Source organism: Paenibacillus sp. FSL R5-192, from assembly GCF_000517845.1.
Taxonomy (GTDB): domain Bacteria; phylum Bacillota; class Bacilli; order Paenibacillales; family Paenibacillaceae; genus Paenibacillus; species Paenibacillus amylolyticus.
This window is the reverse complement of the sequence record NZ_ASPR01000002.1, coordinates 49,253-72,075: the sequence shown is the minus strand read 5'-3', so window position 1 is coordinate 72,075 and position 22,823 is coordinate 49,253. Positions and strand designations below refer to the sequence as shown.

17 protein-coding genes are annotated in these 22,823 nt (G+C 45.2%); 16 read left to right on the top strand and 1 reads right to left on the bottom strand.

The features are described from left to right. Nucleotides 1-27 precede the first annotated feature (27 nt). The 9 genes from fliS (at nt 28) to C161_RS00415 (ending at nt 11,357) form a co-directional block, all read left to right on the top strand. A complete protein-coding gene (gene fliS, locus C161_RS00450) occupies nt 28-423 on the top strand; it encodes a flagellar export chaperone FliS (RefSeq protein WP_036667737.1) in 396 nt (131 codons plus the stop codon). Next, nucleotides 416-751 (top strand): hypothetical protein, encoded by a 336-nt coding sequence (locus C161_RS00445; RefSeq protein WP_036667736.1) that lies wholly within the window; start codon nt 416-418, stop codon nt 749-751. The genes fliS and C161_RS00445 overlap by 8 nt, the downstream gene beginning before the upstream one ends. Nucleotides 752-1,649: 898 nt before the next feature. Further along, entirely contained in the window at nt 1,650-3,212 is a 1,563-nt protein-coding gene (locus C161_RS00440; protein WP_036667735.1) for a DUF2920 family protein, read from the top strand. 425 nt (nt 3,213-3,637) lie between these two features. Beyond that, nucleotides 3,638-3,802: an IS3 family transposase gene (locus tag C161_RS32245; RefSeq protein WP_156946069.1), complete on the top strand. Its 165-nt coding sequence runs from the start codon at nt 3,638-3,640 to the stop codon at nt 3,800-3,802. A gap of 682 nt (nt 3,803-4,484) precedes the next feature. Beyond that, nucleotides 4,485-4,682: a cold shock domain-containing protein gene (locus C161_RS00435; protein ID WP_017691992.1), complete on the top strand. Its 198-nt coding sequence runs from the start codon at nt 4,485-4,487 to the stop codon at nt 4,680-4,682. Nucleotides 4,683-5,103: 421 nt separating this feature from the next. Continuing rightward, nucleotides 5,104-5,667: a ribosome hibernation-promoting factor, HPF/YfiA family gene (gene hpf, locus C161_RS00430; protein WP_036667734.1), complete on the top strand. Its 564-nt coding sequence runs from the start codon at nt 5,104-5,106 to the stop codon at nt 5,665-5,667. A 788-nt stretch (nt 5,668-6,455) separates the two neighbouring features. Continuing rightward, nucleotides 6,456-8,960 carry a preprotein translocase subunit SecA gene (gene secA / locus C161_RS00425; protein ID WP_036667733.1) on the top strand — a complete coding sequence of 835 codons (2,505 nt, stop codon included), beginning with the start codon at nt 6,456-6,458 and terminating at the stop codon, nt 8,958-8,960. 242 nt (nt 8,961-9,202) lie between these two features. Beyond that, nucleotides 9,203-10,316 (top strand): peptide chain release factor 2 gene (gene prfB / locus C161_RS00420; protein WP_101313559.1). Its coding sequence is split into 2 segments (ribosomal slippage): nt 9,203-9,274 and nt 9,276-10,316, totalling 1,113 coding nucleotides; the frame shifts between segments, so codons are not numbered across the junction. 132 nt (nt 10,317-10,448) lie between these two features. Then, a complete protein-coding gene (locus C161_RS00415; RefSeq protein ID WP_036667731.1) occupies nt 10,449-11,357 on the top strand; it encodes a YitT family protein in 909 nt (302 codons plus the stop codon). Nucleotides 11,358-11,489: 132 nt separating this feature from the next. On the opposite strand, the gene cls is transcribed toward C161_RS00415, so the two are convergent. Then, nucleotides 11,490-12,938: a cardiolipin synthase gene (gene cls / locus C161_RS00410; RefSeq protein WP_036667730.1), complete on the bottom strand. Its 1,449-nt coding sequence runs from the start codon at nt 12,936-12,938 to the stop codon at nt 11,490-11,492. 331 nt (nt 12,939-13,269) lie between these two features. On the opposite strand from cls, the gene argC reads away from it, so the two are divergent. From argC to argH, 7 genes are all read left to right on the top strand, one after another. After that, entirely contained in the window at nt 13,270-14,319 is a 1,050-nt protein-coding gene (argC, locus tag C161_RS00405; RefSeq protein WP_036667729.1) for an N-acetyl-gamma-glutamyl-phosphate reductase, read from the top strand. 130 nt (nt 14,320-14,449) lie between these two features. After that, complete coding sequence (argJ, locus tag C161_RS00400) at nt 14,450-15,688, top strand: bifunctional glutamate N-acetyltransferase/amino-acid acetyltransferase ArgJ (protein ID WP_051449514.1); 1,239 nt, start codon at nt 14,450-14,452, stop codon at nt 15,686-15,688. A 336-nt stretch (nt 15,689-16,024) separates the two neighbouring features. Continuing rightward, on the top strand, nt 16,025-16,864 hold the full coding sequence (gene argB, locus C161_RS00395) for an acetylglutamate kinase (protein WP_036667728.1): 840 nt from the start codon (nt 16,025-16,027) through the stop codon (nt 16,862-16,864). A gap of 356 nt (nt 16,865-17,220) precedes the next feature. After that, nucleotides 17,221-18,474, top strand: a complete 1,254-nt coding sequence (locus C161_RS00390; protein WP_036667727.1) for an aspartate aminotransferase family protein — start codon at nt 17,221-17,223, stop codon at nt 18,472-18,474. A gap of 200 nt (nt 18,475-18,674) precedes the next feature. After that, nucleotides 18,675-19,640, top strand: coding sequence for an ornithine carbamoyltransferase (gene argF / locus C161_RS00385; protein WP_036612439.1), 966 nt, complete (start codon nt 18,675-18,677; stop codon nt 19,638-19,640). A gap of 286 nt (nt 19,641-19,926) precedes the next feature. Next, on the top strand, nt 19,927-21,162 hold the full coding sequence (locus tag C161_RS00375) for an argininosuccinate synthase (protein ID WP_017692004.1): 1,236 nt from the start codon (nt 19,927-19,929) through the stop codon (nt 21,160-21,162). Between the two features lie 107 nt (nt 21,163-21,269). Continuing rightward, nucleotides 21,270-22,673, top strand: coding sequence for an argininosuccinate lyase (gene argH / locus C161_RS00370; RefSeq protein ID WP_036612430.1), 1,404 nt, complete (start codon nt 21,270-21,272; stop codon nt 22,671-22,673). The last annotated feature ends 150 nt before the right edge of the window (nt 22,674-22,823 follow it).

The window sequence follows — 22,823 nt, the reverse complement described above, 5'->3', positions numbered from 1 at the left end:
ATATTTAAAGATTGAAAGGGTGTAAATATGATTAAGTCTCCATATGATCAATATCGCAAGTCGTCTGTTCAGACCTCATCACCAGGTCAGTTATTGATTATGTTGTATGATGGAGCTATTCGTTTTGTACGGACAGCGCTTGATGGTTTGGGTACGAAGGATTATGAGAAGGTCAGTCTGAACCTGGGCAAAGCACAAACCATTGTTAGCGAATTAGCTGTTACCTTGGATCAGTCTTCTGATATTGCAGAGAATCTTAATGCTTTGTACGAATATATTAATTTTCTTCTTATTGATGCTAATACGAAGAAGACTTCTGAGCCTGCTGAGGAAGCCCTGGGTTATTTGAAAGAGCTGAAAGAGACCTGGGTTCAGGTGAATAAAATGGTGTCCTCATCTGAGCCTGGAGCCATAAATGGATGAACTGATTACGGACTTAGAGGAACTGACGCAAGAACTCATGCTTCAGCTTGAAGAGGTAGATTCGGATGAGTTGGAGCGGTTTGTGAACAAACGTCAATTTATTATTGATTCCATGTTGGGACAAGAAAATCGGCAGGCTACATTGCCCCAACAAGCTCGACTTCAAAAAATTATGGAGTACGATCATGCGATTCTAATCCGGATGAATAGTTTGAAGATCGAGGCCAAAGACTGGCTCATTCAACGTAATCAGGCAAAAGTACAGAAAAATGCATATGAGGCATCTTATGCGGTGGATAGCATCATTGTAGATACAAAAAGATACTAGAACATATCTATAGAAGAATGTAAGTTACCTGAAGGGTACTTTTGCATTCTTCTTTTTATAGTTTGTACTATTTAGCCCTCTAGAGAACTTGGACACTAAGAGAGTATATACGGTACACTATTAGTAATAAGGGAATGAGGAAGTTGAAACGAAATAAACATTCAAAAGAATTTAAGCTGCAGGTCATAAAAGAGGCAATAGAAACAGGCAATAAAGCAAAGGTAGCTAGGGAGATTGCAATCTTTCGTGACTTAATAAAAAAGAAAAAACCTCATTTGTTGACAAATTTGAAGTAACCGATTTCTACATCGAAAAGGGTTATGCAATCTGGCTTGTTTACGGATCAGAATCCATTCCAAGATCACGCACATTACAGAAATCCCTGTTGAAATGCCTGCTATTTAATGTGACTTCAGAGCCTGTGGTACATTCAAATAATGTATCACATTTTTTTCTCATGAATTTGAAATAGCTTGTGAGGGCCTTGAAATCCTACATGAATGGATTCCACCACGAACGCCTAATATGACGGCTCGCACGGATTCCTCAAGAGGATTGTCTATCTCGTTAAGACTTTCCTACCTAATGATGTGGCGTATGAGATTATTACTGCAATCATGATCCTCTACAACGAAAGAAGAATGAATTCCAATATTAAGGACCTAAATCCCTTTGAGTTCTACAAAAAGAACCTGATTCAGTCCATTCCAATTGACGCGGTTCAATTGGAATTTGAAAAGCTATGGAAGTTTGAGATTAAGAGAGTATGTATCCAGACTTAAGGGGATCCGATCCAATAGAAGCAAATTAAACAAAGGGAATTGATTTTCCGATAATTACGATAATGTCAATTAATTAATACTTAGTGCGTTAACAATATAGAATTGGGGGATATACTTTGGGGACATTGAAATATAAAATTAAACCTCATGAAGATATTGAATTAGGTTTTGTAAGAGAAGAACTTGATTATTATATCACGCTGCCAAGTGTCGGTGTAACTGAAGAAACTGGGGTAATATTGACCATTCCAGGTTTTGGCGGGCTTGCCAATTCAATTTATCAATCAGAAAAATTGAATTCTTATCTTGCTGAAAAGTATAATTGTATTGTAGTTTCTTTGAATTATTTTGGTATTTACCGTGGATCTGAGATGAAATTGGATGACTATTTTTTTCGTAATATGGAAAAAGTATATGGCATTCCTTATTCCTACTGGGATAATATTTCCTCAGAAAACGAGTTCTATATAGAAGTGGGTAAGCTGCTTGCAAGCAAAGGAATCTCCAAGTTAGATCCTCAATGTCAAGCTTTAAAGCTCACTGGACGTCAAGAGTATCAGTCTTTTGGATTCTTACCTGCGTTGGATTATCTAACTGTACTTGGTGAAGTTCTCAAAAATTACCCTGTAGTAAATAAGAAAAAAATAATCGCCTATGGCTCTTCTTACGGCGGTTATATAGCTATGTTATGCGGGAAATTTGCACCAAATACTTTCTCAGTCATAATTGACAACTCAGGCTTTTCACGTTCTGTAATGAAATATATTGTGGGTAGAGAAATATTAGAAAGTGATTTCGATGTTAATGTAAATGTCGATAACAAGATGTATACGATACCTTTTTCCTATAATAACCCATGGACAATTATGGATGAAACTTCACCCTACTATTTTGGGGACTCTCACAAGCAGATTCGTAATTTGTTAATCAGAGAGCATAGGGTTAAATCAAATACAAGATATTATATTTTTCATTGCCAAGAGGACCACATTGCCTCGGTGGAAGATAAAGATAAACTGGCTACTCTTTTAATGAATTACAATTCTACTTACTACAAACGAGTGGGTAAGAGTGATATTGATGGTGAATTATATAAAACATATGGACACGCAATGAATGCCTCTCTACGAAAACTATTTGATCATGTTGCTGATCAGGAGAGGGAATATGGATTGGTTAAAGAAACTAGTAAAAACGAATTCTTGGATAATAAAACCAATTTGTTTAATTGCGGTAACAAAAATTATATTTTTAATTTCAAAAATGACTATACAATGAACGTCACCATAACAGATAACATAAAAACAGATTATAATTTGATTAATTCTTTTCACGTAATGTCTCAATTATTAGATATTTGTGATTCAATAGAAGAAGGTTTAGACTATATTGTTGCTACAATATCAGATGGTGACTACAATAATATTTTTAGAGTTATATTGGATATACTAAAAGCACATACGGCGATAAATTTACAAATGAGTAAGTTTTCTAAATTCTTAAGTGAAAATAATTTAATCTCAGTTAATGAAGAGTTCAAAAATTCTCTTTTGAAAGTCGCTGAGTACTTTAATAATGAAGAATGGGTTTTATTCGAAAGTCATTTAGTACAACAGGTGAGGCCTTGTTTTTTGTCGTGGAAGAAAGAGATGGACAGCACTCTCAGTCCATATATCTAGTTAGCCCCTTAGAGAGTCTGAACACTACGACTTGGTATTATCCCCTCTAAGTAGATATTTTAAAAAAACTTCATGATATGATGAGGGTTCAAGTGACACTTGGAGGGGATATTTTTATGGCGAAAAAGACAGGCGTATACCGAAGAATTCAAATGGAATGCAGTTATATCATTTGTCGAAGGTTCTTCAAGTTACAAGGTGGTTGCTGAGCACGAGGTAATTCGAGCCTGTTCACAATTGAAGGCGTGGGTATGTAAGTGGAAAAAACGGGGAAGCGTTCGTTGAGCGAAAAAGCAGTGCCCCGAATTCATTGAAGGGACGCCCACGTAAAACTTTGGCAGCGTAGAGGAAGAACGAGTTTATCTTCAAGCACAGGTGGATTATTTTTAAAAAAAGCGGTATCCAAATCTAGTAAAGGAGAATCGTTGAGCCAGTGGGAGAACTACGATTCGCTTCTCAAGAGAGAGAAGCTGTACCTTCACCAGTGTAATTCAGAAGCAGAGATTCGACAAGCCGTGGAAGAATACATGTACAATTACAACTGCCGACACTTTCAAGCCAAACTCAAACAGCGCGCACTTGCAGCATAGCTTTTTTCATCTGTCTACTTGACATGGGTATGAGCAACTCGCTACGATAAATTGGCTGTACATTTAAGTTTTTCGACTCTGGCTTCCATTATGGTGTGACTTGCCTGGGTTTGATGACACGCCCTAATACACGTAACAACGAGCAACACACTTATGCAACATCATGGAAAGCATATAATGATTCATTTCGGGCTAGATGAAAATGGTATTCAAATCATTCCATTGTGCATGTTAGAGTCGTGTTCGTTGTCAGACTTATCTATATTTTATAGTGGTTTGGGTCAAACGTTTTTTCAGGTAATCCTGAACTGTTGTGGAGAGTCAGGCATGATTCAAACAGTAGTTTTTCCAAAAACAAACTATTGAACATTCTTGAATTTATTGGAAAAAAAGTGGCCGGAAGATTTTCTGTGAGCTAGTCGGAGAAATGAATACCAAAATTTTGGAGAGAAATTATTCGATCAGTGCACTACCATTTTTAGTAAAAGCGAGAGAGTATCTAAAATAACAATTCTATTCCATCACCTTTCAACACAAACCCCAATTAATCTACAAAAAATTCCAAGAAAACATTTACTTTTCCAATTGACAATGGATAACTTTGGATGGTATTATCTGAATTGTGGGCAGAGGTTAAGGCCGAAAGCTTCACTTCATTTGATGACGAAGGGAATGTTAGTGCATGCAAGGTAAAGTAAAATGGTTCAACGCAGAAAAAGGTTACGGTTTCATTGAGACTGAAGATGGCGGCGACGTATTCGTACATTTCTCCGCAATTCAAACCGAAGGATTCAAGACTTTGGAAGAAGGTCAATCCGTAGAATTCGACATCGTCGAAGGCGCACGTGGACCGCAAGCAGCTAACGTAATCAAATTATAATCATCCGGACAATCCGACCTACATATATGGTTAGATGGTTACCAAATTGAATTATCGCTAGCATCAGACTCCGGTACTTTCCGGGGTCTTTTTTTGTTTCAATAGATTAGAGATTTGAGAATCATCCGAGGAACATTTTTCTATTGAATTTAATAGATTCAAGAGATAGATTGAAGTTCATTTTACATATTAGATTGAGCAAGCTCAAAATGGGTTAATTACATCATCAAGCGCCTAATAATTCATACCAAGTAAATATTCGATTATGGCTGAATATGATGAAATATCGCGAAATATGGCGTTATGCCTACGTTGGCAGATGTGGCTTGAACAGATGTCATTATTCGGTCACCGGGAGTTTTTACATGGCGCTTACATTCGTGTTATAATGAAGTGGCAAAGGAAAAAGGAGGAGTGCCCTATGAATTTAAGTATTCGAGGTCAACAAATCGAGGTTACTGATGCTTTGAAGGATTATGTCGACAAAAAGTTGAGTAGACTCGAGAAGTATTTCGATGCACCCCTTAACTCTGACGGTGCTGTTACATTGAGCACGACGAGAGGTTTGCATACGGTAGAGGTGACGATCCCTTTGAAAGGCATTGTGCTCCGCGCCGAGGATGAGAGCGACGATATGTACGCATCCATTGACTCCGTGGTGGACAAGCTGGAACGTCAGATCCGCAAACACAAAACAAAAATTAACCGTAAGTTCCGCCAGGAAGGTAGCCTGAAAACACTCTTCGTTGAAGATCCAACAGGTACTGTAGCTACTGCTGAACTGGATACGGATACGGATGACGATGATTTTGAAGTCGTACGGACGAAACGCTTTATGTTGAAACCAATGGACGTGGAAGAGGCCATCCTCCAAATGAACATGGTTGGTCACAATTTCTTCGTATTCTCCAACATTGACAGTGAAGAAGTTAGTGTTGTTTACAAACGGAACGATGGTAAGTACGGATTGATCGAACAAGGTTAATCTTAACGTACAGGATCATCGGATCGGATTTGCGTATGAATATCTAATAATAATGAAGACAGGGACTGTAGTTTTCCTGAATTAGACTTAACAAGAGCTTCCATCCCTTAGGGGATGGGGCTCTTTTGTGCGTAGAGAAGCTGGGAAATGATCTTTGGAAATAAAATGGTGAAACTATTCCCTATGCTGCTGCGTCTAATAGATAGTAAGAAGAAGCACAAACTGTAAAAGTTTATCACCAGATTCCGATGCTTACGAAAATATTCGTATACCTACATTCGAGAACTGGATATTGAGATTTCCATCCAAATTTACCATCAAAATTCGTTGACAGAGCTGTCTATCCTGCAAAACGAAACATGACAATCGGACGCTTCCGCTAACGACTATGATTTTTTGCACTTAAACTCAGTTTGATATGTCTCAGAAGTTCAAAGAAGTGTGCCGTGGCGTGTTGCGGCGGCTCTTACAAACTGTTACAATTTATGCAAAGAGAATCATTGTCCTGATGAGGAATTGTCAACGAATGATCGCTAATCATAATCAATGACAGGCACAGCACCATGAACATGATTCGCAAGGCTCGGGCTTCGGCTACTTTTTAATAACCGAATCCGTTTGAATACCGAATCAGCTTCATGAGAACCCTTGGCAAGCCTGGAGTTGATTCATCCATATTACTTTTTATATTGTTTGTCACCCCCGGGCAAGTGGATGCAATATCCATCCGATGGTGTCGCGTGGCGGCAACAGGGGGTCTATTCTGTTTTGCACGAAAGGGGTATACCATGCTAGGACTTGTCAAAAAGATCTTCGGCGACATGAATGAACGTGATGTTAAACGTCTGATGAAGACGGTCGATGTGATCAATAAACTGGAACCACAATTTCAGGCGTTGTCTGATGAACAACTGAAAGGTAAAACGGACGAATACCGTGCTCGTATTGAAAAGGGAGAAACAACAGATGAGCTTCTTCCAGAGGCATTTGCAACCGTACGTGAGGCATCACGCCGTGTGCTGGGCAAACGTCACTACGATGTACAGATGCTGGGCGGTATCGCTCTGCATGAAGGCCGTATTTCCGAGATGAAAACGGGTGAAGGTAAAACGCTGGTAGGAACACTTCCGGTATATCTGAACGCGTTGATGTCCAAAGGTGTACACGTGGTCACAGTCAATGACTATTTGGCACAGCGGGATAGCCAAGAAATGGGACAAATCTATGAATTCATGGGCATGACGGTTGGGGTTAACCTCAGCGGTATGGACCATGCGTTGAAACAACATGCATATGCATGTGATATTACGTACGGAACGAACAATGAGTTTGGTTTTGACTATCTGCGTGACAACATGGTGCTTTACAAAGAGCAAATGGTACAACGTCCATTGTTCTTCTGTATCATTGATGAAGTAGACTCCATCTTGGTCGATGAGGCGCGTACGCCACTCATTATCTCTGGACAAGCTCAGAAGTCGACGGATATGTACTATGCAGCAGATCGTTTTGTGAAACGTTTGGTGCCGGAAGAAGACTTTACGGTAGACATTAAGGTGAAATCCGTAGCGTTGACTGAGGCGGGCGTGGCAAAAGCAGAGAAAGCATTTGGTATCGAGAACTTGTATGATCATGCCAATGTAACTCTCAACCATCACATTGTACAGGGCTTGAAAGCTAATGCAATCATGCGTCGTGACGTGGATTATGTTGTCAGTGATGAGGAAGTCATGATCGTCGATGAATTCACAGGTCGTCTGATGTCTGGACGTCGTTACAGTGATGGATTGCACCAAGCGATTGAAGCCAAAGAAGGCATTGAAGTACAAAATGAGAGCATGACGCTTGCTACGATTACCTTCCAGAACTATTTCCGGATGTACCGTAAACTTGCGGGTATGACGGGTACAGCGAAAACCGAGGAAGAAGAGTTCAAAAAAATCTACGGTCTCGAAGTACTGCAAATTCCAACCAACCGTCCGAATAAACGCGATGACATGGCAGATGTCGTGTATAAGAGCATCGATGGCAAGTTCAATGCCGTTGTAGAAGAGATCGTGGCACGCCACAGTAAGAATCAACCGATTCTGGTAGGTACAGTGTCCATTGAGAACTCTGAACGCCTGTCTGACATGCTTAAACGCCGTGGTGTCAAACACCAGGTACTGAACGCCAAGTACCACGCGGAAGAAGCAGAGATCATCTCAGGAGCTGGTCAAGCGGGTGCAGTAACGATTGCAACCAACATGGCAGGACGGGGTACAGATATTATCTTGGGTGATGGTGTAGCTGAAGTAGGCGGCCTTCATATCATCGGTACAGAGCGTCACGAATCACGCCGGATTGATAATCAGCTACGTGGCCGTGCGGGACGTCAAGGTGACCCGGGTTCAACACAATTCTACCTGTCACTGGGTGATGAATTGATGAGACGTTTCGGTGCAGACAATGTATTGAACATGATGGAGCGTCTTGGTTTTGAAGAAGACCAACCGATCGAGAGCCGGATGATTACCCGTGCAGTAGAATCAGCGCAGAAGCGTGTTGAAGGTAACAACTTTGACGTGCGTAAAGTCGTTCTCCAATATGATGATGTAATGAACCAACAACGTGAAATTATATATAAACAGCGCCGCGAGGTACTGGAGTCCGAAAATATCAAACAGATCGTTATGGATATGATCAAGCCTTCCATTGAACGTATCGTTGAAGCACATTGTAGTGACGATATCCCGGAAAACTGGGAGCTTCAGGAAGTTGCTGATTACATGAACAGCAAATTGCTGGACGATGGTTCCATAACTAAAGATGATCTGTGGGGTAAGGAAGCAGAAGAGATCATCGAGTTCCTGTTCACGAAAGTTCAGAACAAGTACAATGCACGTGAAGAGCGAATTGGCGAAGAGATGGTTCGTGAGTTCGAGAAAGTGGTTGTGCTCCGTGCAGTAGACAGCAAGTGGATGGATCATATTGATGCAATGGATCAATTGCGTCAAGGTATCCACCTTCGTGCCTACGGCGGTACAGATCCACTGCGTGAGTACCAGTTCGAAGGCTTTGAGATGTTCCATCAGATGATCGCTTCGATTCAGGAAGAAGTAGCGACATATGTGATGAGAGCACAGATCGAGAGCAATCAGGAGCGTCAAGCGGTTGTTGAGGAAAGTCAGATCTCGACAAGCGGTGAGCCTGCTGAGAAACGTCCAGTGAAGGTTTCTGACCAAATCGGACGTAACGATCCATGCCCATGCGGTAGTGGTAAGAAGTTCAAACACTGCCACGGTCAAGAGTAGTTAAAGGGTTCATTTATACACGAATGACATGAATGGCTCCTTGCAGCCGGGTATTCCATAGGATGAAGTGAAGGATGCAAAACCGATTAATGGTGCATAGTTATAATAATATGACCATGATCACGGGGAAGAGATATACTGATATAACAGTAGTCTCAACACCAGGGTGGCGCATCACTTACTTGATCTGGAGGAATGCCCTGGATGCGGGGAGCTTATCTTAATGAAAAGAGGAATTGCACATGATCGATCCAAACGTGAAGCATGACCTGCGTGAAATAGGCAAGAAACTAACCAACCTTAGGGGGTCTCTTTGACTTAGATCTGAAGCAAGAGATGATTGGCAACTTCGAAGTGAAGATGTCTGCCCCCGATTTCTGGGACGACAGTGACAAGGCGCAATCCGTAATCGCTGAGCTAAATGCGGTGAAGGGATCTGTGGATCAATACACCAAACTCCAACAGGATTATGATGATGCGGTGATGATGGTAGAACTGGCTGACGAGGAAGGCGACGAGGACCTCGCTGCAGAGATCGGTAGAAGCGTCACAGCGATCGTGAGCAAGGTGGCAGAGTTCGAACTTCAGCTGCTCCTGAACCAGCCGTATGATAAGATGGATGCCATTCTAGAGCTTCATCCGGGGGCAGGTGGTACCGAGTCACAGGACTGGGGACAGATGTTACTCCGGATGTACACACGTTGGTCCGAGAAGCGTGGCTTCAAGGTTGAGGTTCTGGATTATCTGCCAGGAGATGAGGCGGGGATCAAGAGCGTCACGCTATCGATCAAGGGGCACAATGCTTATGGTTATCTGAAAGCCGAGAAGGGTGTACACCGACTGGTGCGGATCTCTCCTTTTGACTCATCGGGCCGTAGACATACGTCCTTCGTATCATGTGATGTGGTTCCTGAGATTGATGATACGATTGAATTGGACATTCGAACAGAGGATCTCAAGATTGATACCTACCGTGCGAGTGGCGCGGGTGGACAGCATATCAATACCACCGACTCAGCCGTGCGGATTACCCACCTTCCGACAGGTGTAGTTGTAACATGTCAGAATGAACGTTCACAGATCAAGAACCGTGAGCGGGCGATGAAGATGCTTCGTTCGAAATTGTATGAGCGTAAAATTGAAGAGCAAAAACAACAGCTGGATGAAATCCGAGGAGATCAGTCGGATATTTCATGGGGTAGCCAGATTCGCTCCTATGTGTTCCATCCCTATAGTATGGTAAAGGATCACCGTACAAGCGTAGAGACTGGAAATACAGGGGCAGTAATGGACGGCGACCTCGATGCATTCATCGATGGTTATTTGCGTAGCCAGATTAAAGTAGAAACCGATTAATATAAGTTCCTGTATGGACCCATACGTGTAGGCGTATGCTGGTGTATACGGGAGCTTTTTTTTGAATAATTTTATAGGATAGAAAAAATGAGCGAACAACTGATCAGTCACATAAAAGGAGAGCACGAGAACATGCAACAACGATCACAATTTCATAATAACCGCAAAAAGAGGATAACTAGCCTCATTCCACTCAATGGTCCATGGAGAAACGTCGTGGATACGGTATCTATCATTTTAGGTTCGTTTTTAATTGCCGTGGCCTTTAATTTATTTTTATTACCGAATCAGATTGCTTCGGGCGGGGTGTCCGGGTTATCGATCCTGGGCAAGGAGTGGCTTAATTGGGAGCCGGCATATACCCAATGGGCAATTAATATCCCACTTTTGATTGCGGGTTTCCTGCTTATTGGTAAGCAGTATGGAATTCGTTCAGTACTGGGCAGTATTGTCCTGCCACTGTTAGTCTATCTCACGAAGGATTGGGCCATTCCAACAACGAATCCGCTACTTGGTTCACTGTATGGTGGGATTGGCGTTGGTTTAGGGATTGGAATTGTATACCGAGGTAGAGGATCAACAGGTGGCATGAGCATTCTTGCCAGAATCGTACAGAAATACAGCGGACTGAGTTATTCTCTTTGTGTCGTAATTATGGATGCTACGGTTATTATTATGGCTGCTTTTGTATTGTCATTGGAACAGTCTCTCTATGCACTAATTGGGTTGTATGTTACCGGTAAAGTGATCGATGCCGTTGAGATGGGCCTAGGCTTTTCCAAGGTGGCTTATATTATCTCCAACCAGACCGAAGCGATTAGCAAAGTGATTCTGGATGACTTGGATCGTGGATTAACAAAGCTGGAGGCAAAAGGCGGTTACACCGACGACCAACGAACCGTACTGATGGTCGTGGTTGGGCAAAATGAAGTGCCAAGACTCAAGGCATTGATCCGGTCTGTGGACCCGGGAGCTTTTGTCATTATCAGTAATGCGCACGAAGTGCTTGGCGAAGGTTTTAAGCGGGGAGAACATGTGTGAACGGGTTGAAAACTAGTGATTGAGCCGCGTAGGCTCATAAGTTTGGAATTTCAAGACAAGAAAAAAGCAGGCATATCCTTCACCGAAATAGAGGTAGAGGATGTGCCTGCTTTCTACTATAAATATTGACCGCTACAAAATCGGAGATAGCAGACGGGAAATGGCTTCTTTGAAGCGGATAATGAAACTGCGTTTTTGGTATTCATCGAGCGTCATTTCCCGCGATACATGCAGGTCGTGCTCAAAGGTTTGTACAAGTGCTGTCGCAATCGTTTCATCGTACATAAAAGCATTAACCTCAAAGTTCAACCGGAAACTGCGGTAGTCAATATTGGCGGTTCCCACGGATGCAACCAAACTGTCAATGATAAGTGTTTTGGCATGAATGAAGCCATTATCATATATAAATACTTTGGCGCCCACTTTTAGCAACTCACCAATATAAGATAGCGTAGCCCAATATACAAAGGCGTGGTCGGGCTTATTTGGAATCATAATGCGAACATCAATGCCGGACAGACACGCGAGACGAATAGCTTCGAATACACTGGCATCCGGGATAAAATAAGGCGTTTGAATCAGAATCGATTGTTTGGCCCCGTTAATCATCTTGAGATAACTGTTCTTAATATGTTCAGTCTCTGCATCCGGTCCACTGGAGACAATCTGCATGGCAATCTTTCCTGTACCCTCGATATGAGGGAAATGCGCCGGAACATAAGGTGTGTCGTGTTGCTTGGACGCTTCATTCCAATCCAAGAGGAAACGGGTCTGCAGCGCATGAACGGCGTTCCCTTGAATACGCAGATGTGTGTCACGCCAGTAACCGAATTTCGAGTTCAAGCCAAGATACTCATCTCCAACGTTAAATCCGCCCGTGTACCCAAGGTTACCATCGATGATGACAATCTTCCGGTGGTTCCGGTAGTTCATACGCAAGTTGATCAGACTGAATTTGGAGGGGAAAAAGACTTCAACCAAACCGCCTGCTTCGCGCAATTCTTTGAAAAAGCGTTTTGATACCCGCCGTGATCCGAGCGCGTCATACAGCAAACGAACTTTGATGCCTTCCCGCGCTTTGCGGATGAGTGCATCCCGAATTCTTTTGCCCAGACGGTCGCTTCTATAAATGTAGTATTGCACGTGCACGTGATCCTGAGCCGCTTCGATATCGTCCAAGAGCCGCTGGAATTTATCTGTTCCGTCCGTAATGATCTCGACCGCATTATCTTCCGTCACCAGAGCACCGTTCTGCTTCAGGTTCATATAGATCATGTCCTGGCTACTCTCGGTTGCTTGGTTGCGGAAGGGCGTGCGGTTATCGTGCAATTGTGTGAGCTGGGCTTCAATACGTTCCTCTAGCCCGAGTTTCTTACGTTCTTTCCACTGGAAAAGCCGATATCGGGTCAGGTTCTGACCGGTTAAAAGATAAAGTACAAACCCAAACACCGGAATAAAGTTCAAGACAAGCAGCCAAGCCCAGGAAGCGCTGGCATCCTTCCGTTCGAAGAAAACGACTGCTGCTGCAAAAATAATATTCAGGCCCAGGAGCACAATAAGTAAAATGGCTTCGATATGCACTATAGTCCCCCACGTCTCATAATGACCATCATGAATCTATTCATATGTCCTTGATTAGCAGGTTAGTTATGAATGAGACCCTGATTGTAATGTTTCCTACTAATACGTATTTTAACAGATGTATACCTGTTCGTCCCGGATGTTAAAAAAAGATATGTTCGGATTGGATGGAAATCCATGTGAAATTGATGATAGAGTGTTGTATTTATATAACCAGAGTCGTATAATAATACACAAATATGCATATAAGCGACGGAATTGCTGTGTTCAAGTATCCTTCAGGCAAGGACATAGCACAAGTAGCGCATACATCGAGATTGGGGGAGCGAGAGTGAATAACAAATTAAAAGTAGCAATCGTCGGTTCCACCGGCTACGGCGGGGTGGAGCTGATTCGTTTTTTCCAGAACCATCCGCAGGTTGAAATCACATCGGTGATCTCATCATCGAGCAGTGGTGAGTCCATCGCAGATGGATTTCCGCATTTGACGGACGTGATTCACAGGCCACTCGACGGTGTAGATCCGGCTGAAATTGCGAGTCGTGCGGATCTGGTATTCACAGCGACCCCGTCCGGCGTAAGTGCAAAGCTCGTACCAAGCCTTCTGGCAGCAGGCCTTAAGGTCATTGATCTGTCTGGCGATTTCAGACTCAAGGATGGAACAGTGTACGAAGAGTGGTACAAACATCCGGCGCCTTCAGCTGATTTGCTGGAACAAGCGGTATACGGCATGGCTGAGGTGTATGGCGAAGAAGTGAAGGGACAGAATTTTATATCCAACCCAGGTTGTTATCCAACGGCTACACTTCTTGGACTGATCCCTGCTGTAGAGGCAGGCTGGATTGATCCTTCTACTATTATAATTGATGCCAAATCAGGCGTATCCGGAGCGGGACGTGGAACAAGTCTGACAAATCATTATGCAGAGATGAATGAGAATCTCAAAGCCTACAAACTGAATAAACATCAACATATTCCCGAGATCGAACAAGTGCTTGGCAGTATAACGGGAACGCCTGTAACGGTTACCTTTACAACACATCTGGTGCCAATGACACGTGGAATTATGAGTACGATGTATGCAAACCTCGTTGGGGAACACAGCGACCGGGAGATCGTGGATTTGTACCGCAAATATTATGAGAACCGACCTTTCGTACGTGTACGTGAACCGGGCATCTGGCCTTCTACCAAAGAAGTGTACGGATCCAACTATTGTGATATCGGATTTGCGGTGGATTCTCGCACAGGGCGTTTAACGATTATTTCGGTCATCGACAACCTGGTGAAGGGTGCTTCCGGGCAAGCGATTCAAAATATGAACCTGATGATGGGATGGGAGGAGAACCTCGGGCTGAACATGACACCGGTATATCCATAAGGAATTGGAATTCAGGAGGAGCACTGGGACATTCGGTGTAAGAGTGCTCTCTCAGAGTCTTCTAGGGAGAACGGATCAGGTTAAGCAGGCGATCATCAGCATATAGCTGAACGCATACGGGGGATATGATATGGGAACGAATGTGGAGCAACAGACTTTTACCGTGGTTGAGAACGGAACAATTGTAACCCCTGGGGGATTCACTGCTGGTGGACTTCACTGCGGATTGAAAAAGACATCTCGTAATGACATCGGAGCGATCCGCTGTGATGTACCGGCTACAGCTGCTGCTGTATACACAACGAACGTGTTTCAGGCGGCACCACTCAAAGTAACGCGCGAAAGCTTGAGCAACGGACGCCTTCAGGCTGTTATCGTTAACAGTGGTAATGCTAATGCATGTACAGGGCAACAAGGGGAAGAAGATGCTTATGCGATGCGTTCGGCGGCTGCGCGTGAGTTGGGTGTGGCAGAAGAAGACGTGGCTGTGGCATCCACAGGTGTCATTGGTGAATTGCTCAAAATGGATGCTGTACATTCAGGCATTACTGGTCTTCCAGCGCATATGGGCAAGGAGTCGAATGAGGCGGAGCAATTTTCACAAGCGATTCTGACAACGGATCTGGTAAAAAAGGAAGCTTGCGTCTCCGTTATAGTTAACGGTAAGACGGTTACGATTGCGGGAGCCGCCAAAGGCTCGGGTATGATTCATCCGAATATGGCGACAATGCTCGCTTTCATGACCTCTGACGCGGTCATTGGTGCAGAAGCGTTGCAACGCTTGCTGCGCCAGGCAACCAATCATACATTCAACATGATTACAGTCGATGGGGATACAAGTACAAACGACATGCTGGTAGCGATGTCTAGTGGATATGCAGGCAATGAAGAGCTGACGATGGAGCACCCCAATTGGGATGCTTTTGCAGCTGGATTCACCTATGTATGCCAAGTGCTGGCCAAAGCCATTGCTCGCGATGGCGAAGGAGCAACCAAACTGGTTGAGGTAGAAGTTACAGGTGCGGTAAGTGATGATTCCGCGCAAGCAATCGCGAAAACTGTCATCGGTTCCAGTCTGGTGAAATCCGCCATGTTTGGCGCAGACGCCAACTGGGGACGGATTATTGCAGCCGTAGGGCGTGCAGGACAGCCGGTGAACCCGGATACCGTAGATATCCGTTTGGGAGATATCTCGGTACTTGCGCAGTCCCGCCCAGTCGTGTTTGATGAAGAACTGGCATTGGCCTATTTGCAGACTGATACAGTTCGCATCGTGGTGAATCTGCACCACGGCGAAGGAACAGCAACAGCCTGGGGCTGCGACCTGACGTATGACTACGTCCGAATTAACGCCGCATACCGCACGTAATAAACTTTTGGGATAAAGGTTTTGCGAAACAGCTGTCTTCTATTGTGAAGCTGTTTCGTGAGATGTTTCAAAAATTATCAATGAAATTTAAACTTGTTGTTTGGTGTTGGACATATAGCGATAGTAATGGAGAAGACGGAGTTGATTCTGCAGAAGCGGAGCGGTCGCCTTTGTCTCCGGGTGTTCCCCTATATAGGGATAATTCAAGATACCTGGAGACAACAGCGATCGAAAGAACAATCCGAATTCGGAATGGACTCCTACCAGGCTTTGTGACCGTATAAAAGTGTTATATTTTTTTGAATATAATTTTTACTATGATAGGAGCTTGCCCTCATGAATTCAATAATGCCAAACGAGAGTACCGCAACGGAAGCGAGCACAGAGAAACAGATGTTTGTCATGAAATGTGGAGGCAGCACGCTGGCAGCATTGCCCGAGTCTTTCTTTGCGGATCTGCGTGATCTGCAGTCTCAGGGCACACAGCCGGTAATCGTGCATGGTGGAGGTCCTGCGATCTCGGATAACCTGGCGAAGCTTGGTATCGAAACCGAATTCGTTAATGGCCTGCGCAAAACGACTGAACCTGTGCTGGACGTAGTGGAGATGGTGCTTGCGGGCAGTATCAACAAACAGATCGTACGTTTGATTCAACGTGTGGGCGGTCGTGCACTAGGCTTGTCCGGCGTGGACGGGGGTCTCATTCAGGCGAAGCCCGTATCGAACCACGCAGAGATCGGTTGGGTAGGCGATGTCACTGGTGTGAACGCAGAGATTATCCAAGGCATCGTGAACATGGGATACATGCCGGTTATCGCACCGGTTGGCGTAGATGCAACTGGACAACGCTACAACATTAACGCAGATACAGCTGCGGGTGCAGTGGCATCTCATCTCGGCGTAAGCCGGATGATTGTCGTGACAGACGTTCCTGGCATCATGAAGAACGTAGGCGGCGAGAAAAAAGTACTGCCATCCGTATCTGTACAAGAGATTGAGGACATGATCCAGACTGGAGAAATCTATGGCGGCATGATTCCCAAAGTGCGTGCAGCTATCGCTTGTATTCATGGTCAAGTACGTGAGGTCGTCATCGTAGACGGCAGCGAACCCCAAATCCTGAGCCGTGTGCTCGGCGGAGAAATCATCGGAACTAGAATCATCCGTATGCAATAAAATTGCTCGATACGCTAGGGTCTTAATAGTCTTATTTAAATAAAAAAATATGTGCACGATTTTTTTGTGAATGGGCATAACGCGATAACGGAAGAGTGCAGAGCCAATCTGAAGAAAAGACGCAAGAACGGAGAGGACAGAAATAACCTGAAAAAGCGAAGCGTGCGCCTTTATCCCCGGATTTCCACCTTTAAACAATTAATCAAAGAAATCCGGGGATAACAGCGATCGGAAGGTTGTTCTGTCATCGAAGTGGAAGTATGCATACGTTCGGAAGATGGACTGCATTCGAAGAGGTTTAGTGTTATGTTTTATTCACCTTAGGCGTGCACCAACCAATAAGGAGTGATATGGTCATGGCAAAAGGCAACGAACAGCCAGGTTCTGGCACAGCGGTAGCGGGCGCAACAGCAACAGGTGCAGCCGCACAGACGGAAAGCTCGCTTTTCCAAACGTATGCGCGTTATCCAATCAGTCTGGTCAAAGGTAAAGGCAGCTGGTTATGGGACGATCAGGGGAACCGCTATCTCGATTTCATGTGCGGACTCGCTGTAACTAGCCTGGGCCATGCACCGGAGAAAGTTGGAGCCAAGCTGAAAGCTCAGATTGATGAGCTGTGGCATGTGTCCAACCTGTTCCAGATTCCAGGCCAGGAGAAGGCAGCAGCACTGCTGACAGCCAATACATGCGCTGATGCGGTGTTCTTCTGTAACAGTGGTGCCGAAGCGAATGAAGCAGCTATCAAAGTTGCACGTCGTTATCACCAAAAGGTGAAAGGCACAGATCGCTATGAAGTGATCACCTTTGCCCAGTCCTTCCATGGACGGACACTTGCTACACTGACAGCAACCGGACAGGATAAGGTGAAAGAAGGATTTTTGCCATTGCCAGCCGGATTTGTAACTGTACCTTTGCATGATATCCCTGCACTTGAAGCGGCAATTGGACCCAACACAGCAGCTATTATGCTGGAAATGGTTCAGGCCGAGGGTGGTGTATATCCGGTTGAACCGGAATTCGTCAAACATGTACGGAAATTGTGTGACGAGAATGGATTGTTGCTCATTGTTGATGAAGTACAAACGGGAATGGGACGTACAGGCAAACTATTCGCACACGAACATTATGGCATTGAGCCAGACGTGTTCACCGTTGCCAAAGGTATCGGCAGTGGTTTCCCTGTAGGCGCAATGCTGGGTAAAGGTTTCCTGCGGGATGCATTCACGCCAGGTAGCCATGCGACGACATTTGGTGGAACACCACTTGCTTCATCCGTTGTGATTGCTACAATCGAAACGATGCTGGAAGATCGTTTGCCCGAGCGTGCAGCGGAGATGGGTGAATACCTGATGAGCTCCCTGCGGAATCGTTTGGCGGGTAATTCCTTTGTGAAGGAAGTTCGTGGCTTGGGATTGTTAGTCGGTATTGAATGTGCTGAGCCGGTAGGTGATATTGTGCTTGCTGGGCAAAAACGCGGTATCTTGTTTGTCTCTGCAGGACCCAATGTGATCCGTTTGCTTCCGAACCTGTATGTGAGCAAAGAAGAGATCGACGAGGCCGTATCGCTGGTAGCCACATTGATCGAAGAGCACGTAGCGGCGAAAGCCTAACCTAAAAATGAGAACCTTTCTGTCTCGGGGCCATTACCGGCCTCGAAGCAGAACGAGATGATGAATCCCTGTAGCCGCGCGGTGAAACTTGCAGAAGGCGGAAAAGAATAAACTTGAGAAGCACCAAGACAAAGTGTCAATGTTGCTCTCTCTTCTGCCCATGCGGGTGCAGGGAACCGGAAATAAGGAGGACATTATACATGACAGCACAACAGACGGAAAAGATTCAGAAGATTGATTTGAGAGGCCGGGATTTTATCGAATTCACGGACTACACAGCAGAGGAAATTCGTTATCTGCTTGATCTCGCGATTGAGATTAAAGGTAAGCAAAAAAGCGGTGTACCTTTTCAACCGTTGAAAGGCAAAACGATCGGACTTATTTTTGAAAAATCATCCACACGTACGCGTGTATCCTTTGAAGTGGGTATGTTCCAATTGGGCGGACACGCGCTCTTCCTGAGCAAAAATGATATCCAGCTGGGTCGCGGGGAAACAACACATGATACAGCCAAAGTATTGTCCCGTTACCTGGACGGCATCATGATCCGTACCTTTGGACACCATAATGTAACTGAACTGGCAGAGCATGCGGATGTTCCGGTCATTAACGGCCTGAGCGATGCAGCGCATCCTTGTCAGGTACTGGCAGACTTCCAAACGGTGCTGGAGCAAAAAGGCAAGCTGGCAGGTCTGAAAATGGCCTACATCGGAGATGGCAACAATATGGCACACTCCCTGATGCTCGGTGCAGCGAAGATGGGAATGCATGTTGCTGTAGCAACGCCAGAAGGTTATGAGCCGGATAGCGCAGTTGTGGAGCAGGCGCGCATTATCGCACAGGAGAGCGGTTCTGAAGTAACTGTAACGTACAGTGCACAGGAAGCGGCGAAAGATGCAGATATCGTGTACACGGATGTATGGGCTAGCATGGGCTTTGAAGAAGAGCAGAAGATTCGGGAGCAGGCATTTGCGGCATATCAAGTGGACGAGGAACTGATGAAAGGCGCGAAGCCGGACTACATGTTCTTGCACTGTCTGCCAGCACACCGCGGCGAAGAAGTGAGTGCCGGTGTAATTGACGGACCGAACTCTCTGATCTTTGATCAGGCGGAGAATCGCTTGCATGCACAGAAAGCATTAATGGCTGCGTTAATGAGCGAATAGATGCTATTTGCCTTTATGGGTTGATTTTAGGCGCAGATTTCGCGATGATAGATTCATCTATAATGTACTTTAAAAAGTTAATTAAACAAGAAGCATACACAAAAACGAAGAGACAGAAAAAGCCTGAAGAAGCGAAGCGGTCGCCTTTATCCCCGGATTTTACCCTTTATCATAAAGGGATGAAAAAATCTGGGGATAACAGTGATCGGAAGGGTTTTCTGGCTCGTAGGATTCAGTGTATGAAGGCTCTGTTTAACTTAACTGATCTTGGGGAGGACCATTGAACATGGCTAAGGAAAAAATTGTACTCGCGTATTCAGGCGGGTTGGACACATCTGTAATTTTGAAATGGTTAAAAGAAACATATGATGCAGAGATTATCGCTTTCACAGCGGATATTGGACAAAAGGATGAATTGGACGGTTTGGAGGAAAAAGCACTGGCAACAGGCGCTTCCAAAGTATACATTGACGATCTGCGCGATGAATTCGCAAAAGATTTCATCTATCCAATGTTCCAAGCTGGTGCCCTTTATGAAGGACAATACCTGCTTGGTACAAGTATCGCTCGTCCACTGATCGCTAAACGCATGGTGGATATCGCTCGTGCAGAAGGTGCTACAGCCATCGCTCACGGCGCTACAGGTAAAGGTAATGACCAAGTTCGGTTTGAGTTGAACGCGGCTGCACTGACACCAGACATTAACGTAATTGCACCTTGGCGTCTGGAAGAATTCCGTAACCAATTCCCGGGACGTGCCGAGATGATCGCGTACGCTGAGAAACATGGTATTCCGGTAACCGCTTCTGCGGCTAAACCATACTCCACAGACCGTAACTTGCTGCATATCAGCTATGAGAGCGGTGTGCTCGAAGATCCTTGGTTCGATCCAAGCGCGGACGAGAACAAAGACATGTTCCTGCTGAGCAGTGCACCTGAAGATGCACCAGATCAAGCGGAATATGTTGAACTGGAATTCGAACAAGGTGACTGTGTTGCACTGAACGGTGAGCGCCTGAGCCCGCTGCAAGTGATGGAACAACTGAACGAGCTGGGTGGCAAACATGGTATTGGCCGTGTAGATATGGTTGAGAACCGTTTTGTTGGTATGAAGAGCCGTGGCGTGTACGAAACACCAGGTGGAACAATCTTGTTCACCGCACATCGCAAAATGGAGTCCATCACGATGGACCGTGAAGTGATGAACCTGCGTGATAGCCTGATCACACGTTACAGCACACTCGTTTACAACGGCTTCTGGTTCGCACCGGAACGTCTGGCGCTGCAAGCACTGGTGACTGAAAGCCAGAAGAACGTTACAGGTACAGTTCGTGTGAAACTGTACAAAGGCAACATCATCGGCGCAGGCGTGAAAAGTCCTGTCAGCCTCTACAATCCGGACATCGCAACGATGGAAGCTGATCCAACGCAAGCCTACGATCAAGGTGATGCAACAGGCTTTATCCGCCTGAATGCACTGCGTTTGAAAGTAAACTCCGGCGTGGAGCAAAACAAAAACTAATTTCAACCTGCATCTATAGAGCTATATCAATATAAATGACAAGGCAGGCCGTTCTTGCACATCTGGCAGGAGCGGCTTTGTCCATGAGCGAAAGGGGAGTACTCACCGTGAGCAAGCTGTGGGGAGGACGTTTTACAAAACAAACCAATCATTTGGTTGAGGAATATACGGCATCGATCAATTTTGACAAGGCTTTGGCTGAGGAAGATATTCAGGGCAGTCTGGCCCATGTAACGATGCTGGGCAAATGCGGCATTCTTCCGGCGGAAGATGTAGAGACGATCAAAGAAGGATTGATCACCGTTCTGCACAAAATCCGTGCGGGCGAAGTGGAATTCTCCGTATCGGACGAAGACATCCACATGAATATTGAGAAAAACCTGATCGAGACGATTGGTCCTGTAGGCGGTAAATTACATACAGGCCGTAGCCGGAACGATCAAGTTGCAACGGATATGCACTTGTACCTGCGTGAGCGCGTCGTTGGATTTGTAGGCATGCTGCATTCCTTGCAGGAAGCACTGATTGGACAAGCGAAAGATAACCTCGATACCATCGTACCGGGTTATACGCATCTTCAACGGGCACAGCCGATTCTGTTCGCTCATCACCTGATGGCATATGTATCCATGTTCCAACGGGATGCGGAGCGTCTGATGGACAGCTACAAACGCATTAACATCCTGCCACTGGGCGCAGGTGCGCTCGCGGGCACAACATTCCCGATTGACCGTCATTTTGTGGCGGAACAACTGGGTTTTGATGGGGTTTACGAGAACAGTCTGGACGCAGTAAGCGACCGTGACTTTATCGTTGAGTTCTTGGCAGCCGCTTCTCTCATCATGACTCACTTGTCCCGTTTGAGCGAAGAGTTGGTACTGTGGAGCAGCACGGAGTTTGGTTTTGTGGAATTGGACGATGCATTCTGCACAGGCAGCAGCATCATGCCACAGAAGAAAAACCCAGATGTTCCTGAACTCGTGCGTGGTAAAACAGGACGTGTGTACGGCAACCTGATCGGTTTGCTGACGGTACTGAAATCTCTTCCACTGGCATACAACAAAGACATGCAGGAAGACAAAGAAGGCATGTTCGACACGGTAGCGACGTTGGAGGGTGCACTGCAACTGTTTGCTCCAATGATCGCGACAATGACCGTGAACAAGGATCGGATGCGTCAAGCGGTCAACCAGGATTTCTCCAACGCTACGGATATTGCCGACTTCCTCGTGGGAGAAGGCTTGCCTTTCCGTCAGGCGCATGAAGTGATTGGTAAAACGGTACTGTACTGCATCCAGAACAGCAAGTATTTGCTGGATCTGACGATTGATGAATTCCGTCAGTTCTCACCACTGTTTGATGACCGGATCTATGATGTGCTGCAACCGGAAGCGGTTGTGAACGCTCGTAATGTTTACGGCGGAACAGCTTCGGGTCAAGTTGCTGAAGCCATCGGACGCAGTGAGAAGGTACTGGAGATCACCGAGCAATGGATTACGAACCGCGGTTAATATTAAGGTACCCTTACAGATACAACAGTACAACAAAGAAGCAGGCCAGAGAACTTTGTTCTCAACGGCCTGCTTCTTTGTGTTGTACAGCGATGTGCTCTAGATATATTGAACTCAACCGCGAACGGAAGGTAGGTTGTTCTACTATCG